Source organism: Saccharopolyspora gregorii (assembly GCF_024734405.1).
In the GTDB taxonomy this organism is placed as follows: Bacteria; Actinomycetota; Actinomycetes; order Mycobacteriales; family Pseudonocardiaceae; genus Saccharopolyspora_C; species Saccharopolyspora_C gregorii.
The window spans coordinates 3,418,807-3,430,681 of sequence record NZ_CP059556.1 but is presented as its reverse complement, the minus strand read 5'-3'; the positions used below and the strand labels follow the sequence as shown (position 1 = coordinate 3,430,681).

The window sequence follows — 11,875 nt, the reverse complement described above, 5'->3', positions numbered from 1 at the left end:
GTCGCGGCGAACGGGACGGTCCGGTCGGAGTCAGGCGGAGGCCGCGTCCAGCTTCCGGAGGTCGTCGGCGGTCAGCTCCAGGTCGTGCATCGCGAGCAGCGCGGGCAGCTGCTCGGTGTTGCGGGCGGAGGCGATCGGCGCGACCACCGTCGGCTGCCGCGCGAGCCACGCCAGCGCCACCGTCGCGTGCGCCGCGTCCCGCTCGGCGGCGACCTCGTCCAGCGCGGCGAGCACCCGCGCGGAGCGCTCGCTGCCCGCGTACCGCCCGGCCAGCCGCGGTTCGCTGCGCTCGCTGTCCACGGTGCTGCCCGGCCGGTACTTGCCGGTGAGGAAACCGGAAGCGAGCGCGAAGTACGGCACGCACCCCAGCCCGGCCCGTTCGACGACGTCCCGCAGCTCGCCCTCGTAGGTGTCGCGGGAGACCAGGTTGTAGTGCGGTTGCAGCGCGACGTAGCGGGCCAGGCCCTCCCGCTCGGAGAACGCCAGCGAGTCGGCGAGCCGCTGCGGGCTGATGTTGGAGGCGGCGATCGCGCGGACCTTGCCCTCCCGAACCAGCTCGTCGAGCGCGGTGATGATGTCGGCCACCGGCACGGATTCGTCGTCGAAGTGCGTGTAGTACAGGTCGATCCGGTCGGTGCCCAACCGGCGCAGCGAGGCCTCCGCGGCCGCCTTGACGTTGGCGGGCGCGAGCCCCCTGAAGTCCGGGTGGTGGGCCACCTTCGTCGCGATGACCACGTCGTCCCGGCCGCCGCGGGCGGCGAGCCACTCGCCGATGATCCGCTCGGACTGCCCGGGCTCGTTGCCCGGCCGGTTCATGTACGAGTCGGCGGTGTCGATGAAGTTGCCGCCCGCCGCGGTGTAGGCGTCGAGGACGGCGAACGAGTCGTTCCGGTCGGCGGTCCACCCGAACACGTTGCCGCCCAAGCAGAGGCGGGAGACGGCGAGGTCGGACGAACCCAGGGTGCGCAGCTCTGTCATGGCCCCATTGGAACAGCACCCGGCACCGCTCCGCCGCGGACTCGGACCGCTGTACCGCGCGACGTGCTCGTGGAATCGTTGCGGCGCCGGAGGTCCGCGCCCGGGCGCTCCGGGCGGCGGCTCGGCTCCGCAACCCGTCACCCGACCGAGCGAGGACCGCACCATGACCACCCGGTTCCCCCTGGACCCCGTTCCGATCCACGTCCCCGACGAGGTGCTGGCCGACCTGCGCGCCCGCCTCGCCGCGACCAGGTCGCCGCTGGACGAGGGGGACGACGACTGGTCCTACGGCGTCCCCGCCGGCTACCTGCGCGAGCTGGTCGAGCACTGGCGGGACGGCTACGACTGGCGCGCGGCGGAGGCCGCGATCAACGCCTACGAGCACTACCAGGTGACCGTCGCCGGGGTGCCGGTGCACTTCATGCGCAAGCCGGGCCGCGGACCCCGCCCGATCCCGCTGATCCTCACCCACGGCTGGCCGTGGACGTTCTGGCACTGGTCGAAGGTGATCGACCCGCTCGCCGATCCGGGCGCGTCCGGCGGCGACCCGGCGGACGCGTTCGAGGTGATCGTGCCGTCACTGCCCGGATTCGGGTTCCCCGGGCCGCTCACCGGTTTCCCCGACGTCAACTTCTGGAAGGTCGCCGACCTCTGGCACGTCCTGATGACCGAGGTGCTGGGGCACGCGAAGTACGCCGCCGGGGGCTGCGACATCGGCGGCCTCGTCTCCAGCCAGCTCGGGCACAAGTACGCCGACGAGCTGCACGGCATCCACATCGGTTCCGGGCTGCCGCTGGACTTCTTCACCGGTCCGCGCGCCTGGGACTTCGCCCGGAACCGGCCGCTCACCGACGACCAGCCCGCCGAGCTGCGGGACCGGATCGTCGAGCTGGACCGCCGCTCGGCCTCGCACCTCGCCGTGCACGTGCTCGACGGCGGGACCCTGGCGCACGGGCTGAGCGACTCGCCCGCCGGGCTGCTCGCCTGGCTGCTGGAGCGGTGGAACTCGTGGAGCGACAACGGCGGTAACCTCGGATCGGTGTTCACCGCGGACGAGCTGCTGACGCACGCCACGATCTACTGGGCGACCAACTCGATCGGCACCTCGCTGCGCTACTACGCCAACGCCAACCGGTACCCGTGGACGCCCGCGCACGACCGGAAGCCCGTCGTGCAGGCACCGGTCGGCCTCACCTTCGTCACCTACGAGAACCCGCCCGGCATCCGCACCGCCGCCGAGCGCATCCGGGCGTTCGAGGACGGGCCGCAGGCCGCCTGGTTCAACCACGTCAACGTCAACGCGCACGACCGCGGCGGGCACTTCATCCCGTGGGAGAACCCCGACGGCTGGGTAGCAGACCTCCGCCGAACCTTCCGCGGTCTTCGACGGGGGTGACCGCGCCTCCCGCGAGGGGTGGGGTGGCGGAACCGCAGCGGGATCCGCGCTGCCGGACCGTTCTCACCGGTGGCTCCGCCACGGGCGGGAGCGCTGTCCTCGCGAGGATCCCGCTGGAAACCCGCGGTTGGTCCCGTTGATCGGGTGGGCGGCGGCTGCGCCGCTGACAGGAGGAGGGCTCGGGCCGGTCGGGGATCGGGCGGGTCGGTGGCCTGTTCGGCCGTGCCAGGTCTCGTGGGACGCCCGACTCGTCGTGCGTCAGAGGGTGCGGTGGCTTCAGTGTCGAGTGAAATAAACCCGGCTGAGGAGAAAGACGGCGAAGCCGAGGAGAGCGGTGAGGGGAAGCCGCTCGTGCGGAGTGGGCGTGCGTAGAGCCGGCCCAGGGGTGCGGCGGCGGGCCGCGGCGTAGGCGCCGGGGTGCCTGCGGCGGCGCCGGGGCTTCGCCGGATCGGCTCCGCTGCGGCGCGGCTGGCGCTGGTCGCAGACCGCCGGAGGTGGGATCGGGTATCGCGAGCGAGGTCCGCGGGCGCGCCCTGCCGGTGCAGCCGCAGGCCTCGCCGCTGGTCCGAGCCCTCGATCGACGCTCGGGGGCGGCGGCACCGGACCCATCAAATGGTGCGATCAGTTCAGTGTCGAGTGAAATCAACGCTCGAAGACGAACCACCGAAGACGGCCGCAGAGGAGCCGGACTCCGGCCGCGGCCGTCCGGTGACTACTGCGCCGAACCCGCCGGCACCGGGCCGTCGAGCTCCACCAGCCCGGACAGCGCCCGGGGCAGCGGTTCGCGGTGCAGCACGCCGAGCCGCTGGGTGGCGCGGGTGAGCGCCACGTACAGCTCCGCCGCGCCGCGCGGGCCGTCGGCGAGGATCCGGTCCGGATCGACGACCAGCACCGCGTCGTACTCCAGGCCCTTCGTCTCCGAAGCGGGCACCGCGCCCGGCACGTCCGGCGGCCCGATCACCACGCAGGTGCCCTCCCGGTCGGCCTCGGCCCGGGTGAACTCCGCGACGGCCGCGGGCAGCTCCTCGTCGGTGACCCGCCGCGACCACGGGGGAACACCGCAGGAGCGGACCGACTCCGGTGCCGTCACCTCCGGGGCGAACTCGGCGAGCAGCGAACCCGCGATCGCCATGATCTCCGCCGGGGTGCGGTAGTTCACCGACAGCGGCCGGTACTGCCAACGGCCCGGCACGTACCGGTCCAGCATCGAACCCCAGGAAGTCGCCCCGGCCGCCGAGCGGCGCTGCGCGAGGTCGCCGACCACGGTGAACGACCGCGCCGGGCAGCGCCGCACCAGCACCCGCCAGTCCATTTCGGACAGTTCCTGCGCTTCGTCGACGACGACGTGCCGGTAGGTCCAGTCCCGGTCGGCGGCGGCGCGTTCGGCGAGGCTGCGGGTGTCGTGCTCCACGAACCGGTCGGCGAGGTCATCGGCGCCCACGAGGTCTTGGGCGAGCAGGTGGTCCTCGTCGTCCATCATGTCGTGCCGCTCCACCTCCATGATCTCCAGGACGCCCGCGGCGTACTCCTGCTCGGCCTTGCGCTCCCGCTCGGCGGCCTGCTTCGCGGCCCGCTCGGCCAGCTTGTCCCGGCCCAGCAGGTCCACCAGCTCGTCGAGCAGCGGCACGTCCGACACCGTCCACGCCGCGCCGTCGGTGCGCAGCAGCGCCGCGTCGGCTCCCGCCGCGCGCAGCCGCTCCGGGGAGGTGTACAGGTCGGCCAGCAGTTCCTGGGGGGTGAGCACCGGCCACAGCTCGGCGAGCGCGGCGGCGAACTCCGGTTTCTCGGCCAGTTCCGCGCGCAGGTCGCGGCGCAGCTGCTCGCGGGCCGCCACGTCCTCCTTGCCCAGCCACCCCCGGCCGATGCGGGTGATCGCCCGTTCGGTGAGCACGTAGGTGACGATCTCGATGAAGGTGGCCCGCGCCTCGTTGTGCGGCAGCCCGGTGTCCCGCGCCTCCTGCCGCGCCCACTCGGCGGTGTCGGCGTCGATGCGCACCGCGGCGTCGGACAGCTCGATCGGCAGCGGCGCCTCGGGCAGCCGCTGGCGGTCGGCGACGGCCGCGGCCAGCACGTCCAGCATCCGCAGCGAACCCTTGGCCCGCGCCACCTCCGGGGCGTCCTCGGCGGTGACCTGCAGGCCCGGCACCAGGTCGCCGGGCGTCATGAACACCACGTCGGTCTCGCCCAGCGAGGGCAGCACCCGGCCGATGTGGGTCAGGAACGCCGGGTTCGGCCCCACCACCAGCACGCCGTGGCGCTCCATCCGCTCCCGCCGGGTGTAGAGCAGGTAGGCGACGCGGTGCAGCGCCACCACCGTCTTGCCGGTGCCCGGGCCGCCCTCGATCACCAGCACGCCCTGGTGCTCCAGCCGGATGATCTCGTCCTGCTCGGCCTGGATGGTCGCGACGATGTCGCGCATCTCGCCGCCGCGCGGCGCGTTCACGGCCGCCAGCAGCGCCGCGTCGCCCTCCTCGTCGCCGCCGGGGCCACCCAGGTGCTCGTCGGTGAAGGCGAGCACCTCCCGGTTGCGGGTGCGGAACTGGCGGCGGGTGCGCACGCCCTCCGGGTGCGCGCCGGTCGCCACGTAGAACGGGCGGGCCGCCGGGGCGCGCCAGTCCAGCAGCAACGGCTCGTAGTCGTCGTCGGCGTCGAACAGCCCGATCCGCCCGATGTAGGAGTGCTGCCCGGACTCCGCTTCGAGCCTGCCGAAGCACAGCCCGTTGTCCACCACGTCCAGCCGCCGCACCTCGCGCGCGAGCGCGCGCACCTGCACGTCCCGCTCCACCAGCGACTCGCCGTCACCGCGCAGCGATGCCTTGTACTCGCCGCGCACCCGGGCGCGTTCCGCGTCGAGCCTCGCGTAGAGGCCGGCGACGTGGTCGCGCTCGGACCGCAATTCCTCTTCGTACCCCTGTGCTGACACGGGCCCCTCACAGTCGCTGAACCGTCTTCCTCGCACTGCTTCGAGCGCCGGCGATGCCGCTGCCGGTGCTCGTCCCCTCGTTCGAAACCGCTGCCGGGCGCGCTCCGCTTCCCGGCCGCGCCCGTGCCGACCTCGGATGTGGACGAGGACACATCTCGTTTTCGCAGGTCGTGGCTTCGGCGGCTGATTGTGCGCCATGGCTGGGGTCTTGCCGCAAGGACCCCGGTGCGTTTTGAGTTGGACGGGGAAGGGGAGCGGGGGCTCCCCTTTTTTCGCGTCCAGCTTCCTCCCCGTTCCGCAGCGGACCGGCAGCGGCCTGCCGCCGCCGGGGTGATCCGCGTTGACAGCGCCGCGCGGGCCCGGTGATCGTGGGAGCGCTCCCGCGCGACGCCGGGCGGGGCGGAGGGGGCTGCCATGACCGGTTTCCGAGCGCTCGGCCTGCTGTGCTGCCTGCTGCTGTGCGCCCCGGCCGCACCCGCGGCGGCCGCCGCGGACAGCCCCGGCGGTGCGGCCGCGACGGCGTTGATGGGGCGCTACCGCGAGGACATCGGGCTGTTCGACACCGGGAACTGGTGGACCTCGGCGAACGCGCTGACGGCGCTGATCGAGAGCATCCGGATCAGCGGGGATCGCGAGCACGAGCACGCCATCGACCGCACCTACGAGCTGAACCGGAACGCCCAGGGCGGGGACTTCCGCAACGACTACCTCGACGACACCGGGTGGTGGGGGATGGCGTGGGTGGCCGCGCACGACCTCACCGGGGACGAGCGGTACCTGGCGACGGCGCGCGCCGACGCCGACCACATGGCGGCGCACTGGACGCCGGAGTGCGGTGGCGGGGTGCTGTGGCACCGGGACAAGGCCTACAAGAACGCGATCACCAACGAGCTCTACGTCGAGCTGAACGTGGCGCTGCACAACAGGATTCCCGGGGACACGACCTACTTGCAGCGGGCTCGCGACGGGTGGGCGTGGTTCGAGGGCAGCGGCATGATCGGGGAGGGCGGGCTGGTCAACGACGGGCTCACCGGGGAGTGCGCGAACAACGGCGACACGGCGTGGACGTACAACCAGGGCGTGCTGCTGGGCGGGTTGGTGGAGCTGCACCGCGCCACCGGGGACGCGGCGCTGCTGGAGCGGGCGCGGGCGCTCGCCGACGCCTCGACCGGCTCGGCCTACCTGAACCCGGACGGGATCCTGCGCGAGCCGGTCGAGGGTGACGACTGCGATGGTGACGGGGCTTCGTTCAAGGGGCCGTACGTGCGCGGGCTGGGCGTGCTGAACGCGGAGCTGGCCGACCACCCGTACACCGGTTACCTGGCGCGGCAGGCGGATGCGGCCCACGCCCGCGACCGCGACGAGCAGGACTCGTACGGTCCGCACTGGAACGGGCCGTGGGTGGAGCCGGGTGTCGGGCACGGTTGCCAGCACAGCGCGCTGGACCTGCTCAACGCCGCCGGCCGCACCTGAGCATCCGATCGTGAGCAGGTGAGTGGCCCGTTCGCCCGGTGGGACTGGGCGGGTGGGCCACTCACCTGGTGGTGAGGGTGATGGCGTCGAGGACTGCGGTGTCCGCGCGTTCCGGGACGGTGGTGGTGGCCAGCAGGGTGCCGCCGGGTTCGGTCCAGATGCGGGTGCGGAGGGTCTCGCCGGGGTGGACGACGCCGGCGAAGCGGGCGCCGAAGGTGGCGACCCGGTCGACCTCGCCGCCGAGCGCGGTGTCCACGATGGACTTGCACACCACGCCGTAGGTGCACAGGCCGTGCAGGATCGGTCGCTCGAACCCGGCGGCCGCGGCGAACGCGGGATCGGCGTGCAGCGGGTTCCGGTCGCCGCAGAGCCGGTACAGCAGCGCCTGCCGCGGTTCGGTGCGGGAGTCGACCACCAGGTCCGGTTCCCGCCGCGGGAGTTCGACGCGCGGGGCGGAACCGCGGTGCCCGCCGAAGCCGCCCTCACCGCGGGCGAAGATCATCGAGCGGGCGGAGCACAGCGGCCCGTCGGCGTCGGTGAGCACGGTCTCCTGCACGATCACCGCGGCCTTGCCCTTGTCCAGCACGTCGACGATGCGGGTGGTGGCGCGGGCGCCGCCGGAGACCGGCAGCGGGCGGTGCGGGGTGATCTGCTGCGAGCCGTGCAGCACCTTCGCCAGGTCCACCTCGATGCCGGGGAAGGACAGCGCGGGTGGTTCGAACTGGCGCAGGTTCGGCGCCACCACCGCGAAGGTGGGCAGCACGTGCAGGTCCTGCTCGTAGGCGTAGCGCAGTTCGCCCGGGTCGGTCGGCGGGTCTCCGGCGCCGAGCGCCAGGTGGTAGAGCAGCACGTCGGATTCGGTCCAGGTGACGTCCTGGTCGGCGACGGTGGCTCCGATGGCCAGGTCCGGGTCGATGGGCATGCGGCTCCTTCACTCGTAGCTGACGTGGACCTCGTCGGTGACCGGGAACGACTGGCAGGCCAGCACGATCCCGTCGTCGAGGTCTTGCTGCTCCAGGATGTCGTTGCGCTCCATGCTGACCTCCCCGGCGGTGATGCGGCAGGCGCAGGCGCTGCACGCGCCCTGCCTGCAGGAGAACGGGGCATCGATGCCGCGGTCCAGCAGCAGGTCCAGCAGCCGCTGCCGCCGGGGCCAGTCCAGGCGGTGCCGGTCGCCGTCGATCTCCACGTGCGCGGTGGCCGATCCTCCCGCGGCGTCTTCCGCCGCGGTCGGCGGGTCCTGCTCGAAGGGGTTGGCGGTCAGCGAGTGGAAGCGCTCCACGTGCAGCCGCCCGGGGGCGGTGGCGAGGGCTTCGGTGGCGACGTCCATGAACGCGTTCGGGCCGCAGAGGAAGACCTCGCGGTCGGCGAACGGTGCGGTGAGCGCGCGCAGCGCCGCGGCGTCGGGCAGGCCCTGCACGGTCTCCAGCCAGTGCAGCACCACGAGCCGTTCCGGGTGTTCGGCGGCGAGGTGCCGCAGCGCTTCGGCGAAGATCACCGAGCGTTCGTCCCGGTTGGCGTAGAGCAGCGCGATCCGGCCGATCCCGGCGGTGAGCGCGGAGCGCGCGATGGACATGATCGGGGTGATGCCGCTGCCGCCGGCCAGCAATAGGAAGTCGGCGTCCAGCGACTTCGGGCTGAAGCCGCCGTCGGGCGCCAGCACGTCCAGCACCGTTCCGGCGGTGACGTGGTCGCACAGCCAGTTGGAGCCGCGGCCGTCGGGCACGCGTTTGACGGTGACCTGCAGGGCGGCGCCGGTGTGCGGGGAGCTCGACAGCGAGTAGCAGCGGGCGAGGGAGCCGCCGTGCTCGTCCGGCACCCGCAGGGTGAGGAACTGCCCCGGCCGGTAGGAGAAGTCGTCCCCGGGGTCGGCGAACACGAGGGAGCGGGCGTCCGGGGACTCCTCGACGACCTCGTCGACCTTGAGCCGGTGGATCATGGCGCCTCCCGATCGTGGCGCAGCCGCGCGCCGATGCTGTCCTCCAGGTCGGGGCAGCCGGGGACGTGCGCGGTGCTGCCGCCGCGGGCGGCGTCGGCGAGCGCGGGGCAGTCCTGGGCGGCGCGGCGGGTCCACTGCACGCTGGTGTGGGCGGGGCTGTTCTTCTTGGCCAGCACGCAGGTTCCGCATCGGTCGCAGCGCACCGGTCGCAGGCCGCCTTCGAGCTGTTCGCGGCGGTCGGCGGCGGTGCGCTCGTGCAGCGCGGCGTCGCCAGCGGGTGCTTTGGCCCAGTCCGGCGGGTTCACGGGGAGTCCGCCCGGCGGGCCAGGTTGTCGGCGACCTCCTGCTCCCAGGCGATGTTCGCGCGGGTGGTGTCCACTTCGAACTCGAAGCGGCCGGTCATGTCCTCGGTGAGGTCGGCGACGTCGGTGTAGAACTGCTCGTACCAGCGGCGCAGCTGGTAGACGGGGCCGTCCTCCTCGCACAGCAGCGGGTTGTCGATGCGGGTCTTGTTGCGCCAGATCTCCACGTCCTGCAGGAATCCGACGCTGGTGCCCTTGGCGATCTTGGCGGCCATCGCGTCGGCCTGCTCGTCGTCGAGGCCGGGCAGCTTCTTGGCCAGCACGCCCCACTGCAGCACGAAGGAGTTCGCGGTCACCGGGTAGTGGCAGTTGATCAGGATGGTCTCGACGGTGGTGCCGCGGTGCTGGTTCCACAGCCGGTCGATCATGTACGAGGGCCCGTAGTAGGAGGCTTCGGAGACGCCGAGGTTGTCCTCGCCGGAGTAGTTGGAGCGGGAGCCGACGTCGGGCCGGCCCTTGGTGTTGAGGTACTGGGTGGCGACGTGCCCGTCGAAGACGTTCTTGAAGTAGGTGGGGAAGGCGAAGTGCACGTAGAAGAAGTGCGCCATGTCCACCACGTTGTCCACGATCTCGCGGCAGTGCGAGCCTTCGATGAACACCGAGTCCCAGGTCCAGCTGCTCCACTCCGGGTCGCCGACCTCGGGGAGTTCGGGGATGGCGACCTCGTCGGTGGGTGCGGAGCCCTCGGGGTCGTGCCAGACGAACAGCTGCCCGTTGCGCTCCAGGCAGGTCCAGGCCTGGGTGCGGGCGCGCAGCGGGATGCGCTTGGCGTAGGGGATGCCGACGCAGCGGCCTTCGCCGGACCAGCGCCAGTCGTGGAACGGGCAGGCGACGGCGTCGCCCTTGATGCTGCCCTGGCTGAGGTCGCCGCCCATGTGCCTGCAGTAGGCGTCGAGGACGTGCAGCGCGCCGTCGCCTGCTTGGAAGACGACGAGCTTGCCGCCGAAGGCTTCGACGGGGTGCGGTCTGCCGTCCTTGAAGGTCTCGGCGAGGCCGAGGCAGTGCCAGCCGCGGGCGAACCTGGTGGGCGGGGTTCCGACGTCGATGGTGCGCACGTCGTCGTTCGGCGTCATCGCTGGCTCCTCCGTTCACCCCGGTCGGGGTTCGCAGCGGGTTCGGGTGCCGCGCCTGCCATGTGCAGCGCGGCGAGGTGGCCGAAGGTCATGGCCGGGCCGAGAGTGGCGCCCGGTCCGGCGTAGGTGCGGCCCATCGCGGCGGCGGCGGTGTTGCCCGCCGCGTAGAGGCCGGGGATCGGTGCGTCGTCGGTGCGCAGCACGCGGGCACGGGCGTCGGTGCGCAGCCCGCCCTTGGTGCCGAGGTCGCCGGGCACGATGCGCACCGCGTAGTACGGGGCGGTGGTCAGCTCCGCCAGGCAAGGGTTGGGCCGGTTGGTGGGGTCGCCGTAGTAGCGGTCGTAGGCGCTGCGGCCGCGGCCGAAGTCGGTGTCCTCGCCGGTGCGGGCGTGCGCGTTGAACCGTTCGACGGTGCCGCGCAGCGGTTCGGCGGGGACGTCGATGGCGGCGGCGAGTTCGGCGAGGGTGTCGGCGCGGTGGACGGCTCCGGCGTCGTACCAGCGGCGGGGGAACGGGTGGCGTGGGCCGAGCCCGGCGAACGGGTAGCGGTTCCGGTAGCGCTGGTCGGCGATCAGCCAGGTCGGGATGTTGCGGGCGGGTCCGTCGCCGGGCCCGTACATGGCGTGCACGGCGTCCACGTAGGGCGCGGCCTCGTTGACGAACCGCTCGCCGTCGCCGTTGACCAGGAGGCAGCCGGGCAGGGTGCGTTCGGCGAGGCAGAACCAGGGGCCGCCGGTGAGCGGGATCGACGGTCCCCACCAGGCGTCGTCCATCAGGTCGACGTCGGCGCCGATGCGCTGGGCGGCGCGGATCGCGTCGCCGGTGTTGGCGGCGGCGCCGACGGTCCAGTCGGCGCCGATGGGGGCGCGCTGGTGGCGTCGGCGCATTTCGGCGTCGCGTTCGAAGCCGCCCGCGGCCAGCAGCACGCCGCGGCGCGCGCGCAGCGCGACCTCCGCGCCGTCGCGGCGCACCAGCACGCCGGTGACGCGGCCGTCCTCGTGCAGCAGGTCGAGCAGCGGGGTGTTCAGCCACAGCGGCACGCCCTGGTCGCGGAGTCCGGCGCGCAGGGCGGCGGCGAGCGCTTGCCCGCGCACCAGCAGCCGTTTGCGCAGCAGGGTGGCGAGCAGGTAGCGGGTGCCGACGCGCAGGGCGCGCAGCACGCCGCGGGGGTGCCGGGCGACGAGGTTGAGCCGGCGGAAGTCGGCTTGGGTGACGGCGAAGTTCGGCGGTGCCTTGGTGAAGTCCGGTTCCAGCCGGTCGAGCTCGTCGCCGAGGAGGCGGCCGTCGAGGGGTTTCGGTTCGACGGATCTGCCTTCGGCCCGTCCGCCGGGGGCTTCGGGGTAGTAGTCGGAGTAGCCGGGGACCCAGCGCAGCCGCAACGGGGTGGCGGCGAGGACCTCGTCGAGCATCGCGGGCCCGTGGTCGAGGAACGCGCGGCGCAGTTCGGCGGGGGCGGTGTCGCCGACGATGTGGTCCAGGTAGGCCGCGGCCCGCTCGGGGGTGTCGTCGTGGCGGGCGAGCACCGCGTTGCCCGGCAGCCACAGGCCGCCGCCGGAGCGCGCGGTGGATCCGCCGTAGCGGGCGGCCTTCTCCACCAGCACCGCGCGCAGGCCGGCCCGCGCGGCGGTGATCGCCGCGGTCATCCCGGCCGCGCCGCTGCCTACGACCACGACGTCGAACCGCTCGTCGGGTGTCGGGACGGGTGCGCTCATGCCACCTCCATCGCTCGCA

General features: G+C 73.1%; 9 protein-coding genes. 2 read left to right on the top strand and 7 right to left on the bottom strand.

The annotated features are described in order from the left end of the window. Positions 1-30 precede the first annotated feature (30 nt). Entirely contained in the window at positions 31-969 is a 939-nt protein-coding gene (locus tag H1226_RS14820) for an aldo/keto reductase (RefSeq protein WP_258349420.1), read from the bottom strand. Between the two features lie 172 nt (positions 970-1,141). Here H1226_RS14820 and H1226_RS14815 point away from each other — a divergent pair, with 172 nt between their 5' ends. Further along, positions 1,142-2,374, top strand: coding sequence for an epoxide hydrolase family protein (locus H1226_RS14815; RefSeq protein WP_258341237.1), 1,233 nt, complete (start codon positions 1,142-1,144; stop codon positions 2,372-2,374). Between the two features lie 712 nt (positions 2,375-3,086). Here the strand turns inward: H1226_RS14815 and helR are convergent. After that, positions 3,087-5,297 (bottom strand): RNA polymerase recycling motor ATPase HelR, encoded by a 2,211-nt coding sequence (gene helR, locus H1226_RS14810; protein ID WP_258341236.1) that lies wholly within the window; start codon positions 5,295-5,297, stop codon positions 3,087-3,089. A 414-nt stretch (positions 5,298-5,711) separates the two neighbouring features. On the opposite strand from helR, the gene H1226_RS14805 reads away from it, so the two are divergent. Beyond that, positions 5,712-6,770, top strand: coding sequence for a glycoside hydrolase family 76 protein (locus H1226_RS14805; protein WP_258341235.1), 1,059 nt, complete (start codon positions 5,712-5,714; stop codon positions 6,768-6,770). Positions 6,771-6,831: 61 nt separating this feature from the next. Here H1226_RS14805 and H1226_RS14800 read toward each other — a convergent pair whose 3' ends face one another. From H1226_RS14800 to kstD, 5 genes are read right to left on the bottom strand one after another with little or no spacing between them, the layout of a single operon-like run. Beyond that, positions 6,832-7,692 carry a MaoC/PaaZ C-terminal domain-containing protein gene (locus tag H1226_RS14800; RefSeq protein WP_258341234.1) on the bottom strand — a complete coding sequence of 287 codons (861 nt, stop codon included), beginning with the start codon at positions 7,690-7,692 and terminating at the stop codon, positions 6,832-6,834. Positions 7,693-7,701: 9 nt separating this feature from the next. Further along, on the bottom strand, positions 7,702-8,709 hold the full coding sequence (locus tag H1226_RS14795) for a ferredoxin--NADP reductase (protein ID WP_258341233.1): 1,008 nt from the start codon (positions 8,707-8,709) through the stop codon (positions 7,702-7,704). Continuing rightward, on the bottom strand, positions 8,706-9,014 hold the full coding sequence (locus tag H1226_RS14790) for a hypothetical protein (protein ID WP_373689954.1): 309 nt from the start codon (positions 9,012-9,014) through the stop codon (positions 8,706-8,708). Before H1226_RS14790 ends, H1226_RS14795 begins: the two co-directional genes overlap by 4 nt. After that, on the bottom strand, positions 9,011-10,144 hold the full coding sequence (locus tag H1226_RS14785; RefSeq protein ID WP_258341232.1) for an aromatic ring-hydroxylating dioxygenase subunit alpha: 1,134 nt from the start codon (positions 10,142-10,144) through the stop codon (positions 9,011-9,013). The genes H1226_RS14790 and H1226_RS14785 overlap by 4 nt, the downstream gene beginning before the upstream one ends. Further along, positions 10,141-11,856, bottom strand: coding sequence for a 3-oxosteroid 1-dehydrogenase (kstD, locus tag H1226_RS14780; RefSeq protein ID WP_258341231.1), 1,716 nt, complete (start codon positions 11,854-11,856; stop codon positions 10,141-10,143). The genes H1226_RS14785 and kstD overlap by 4 nt, the downstream gene beginning before the upstream one ends. Positions 11,857-11,875 lie beyond the last annotated feature (19 nt).

Bases quoted from the DNA above. Each gene is read 5' to 3' on its own strand.
- H1226_RS14800 (WP_258341234.1), bottom strand. From the start codon at position 7,692: ATGCCCATCGACCCGGACCTGGCCATCGGAGCCACCGTCGCCGACCAG.
- H1226_RS14805 (WP_258341235.1), top strand. From the start codon at position 5,712: ATGACCGGTTTCCGAGCGCTCGGCCTGCTGTGCTGCCTGCTGCTGTGC.
- H1226_RS14785 (WP_258341232.1), bottom strand. From the start codon at position 10,144: ATGACGCCGAACGACGACGTGCGCACCATCGACGTCGGAACCCCGCCC.
- kstD (WP_258341231.1), bottom strand. From the start codon at position 11,856: ATGAGCGCACCCGTCCCGACACCCGACGAGCGGTTCGACGTCGTGGTC.
- H1226_RS14815 (WP_258341237.1), top strand. From the start codon at position 1,142: ATGACCACCCGGTTCCCCCTGGACCCCGTTCCGATCCACGTCCCCGAC.
- H1226_RS14795 (WP_258341233.1), bottom strand. From the start codon at position 8,709: ATGATCCACCGGCTCAAGGTCGACGAGGTCGTCGAGGAGTCCCCGGAC.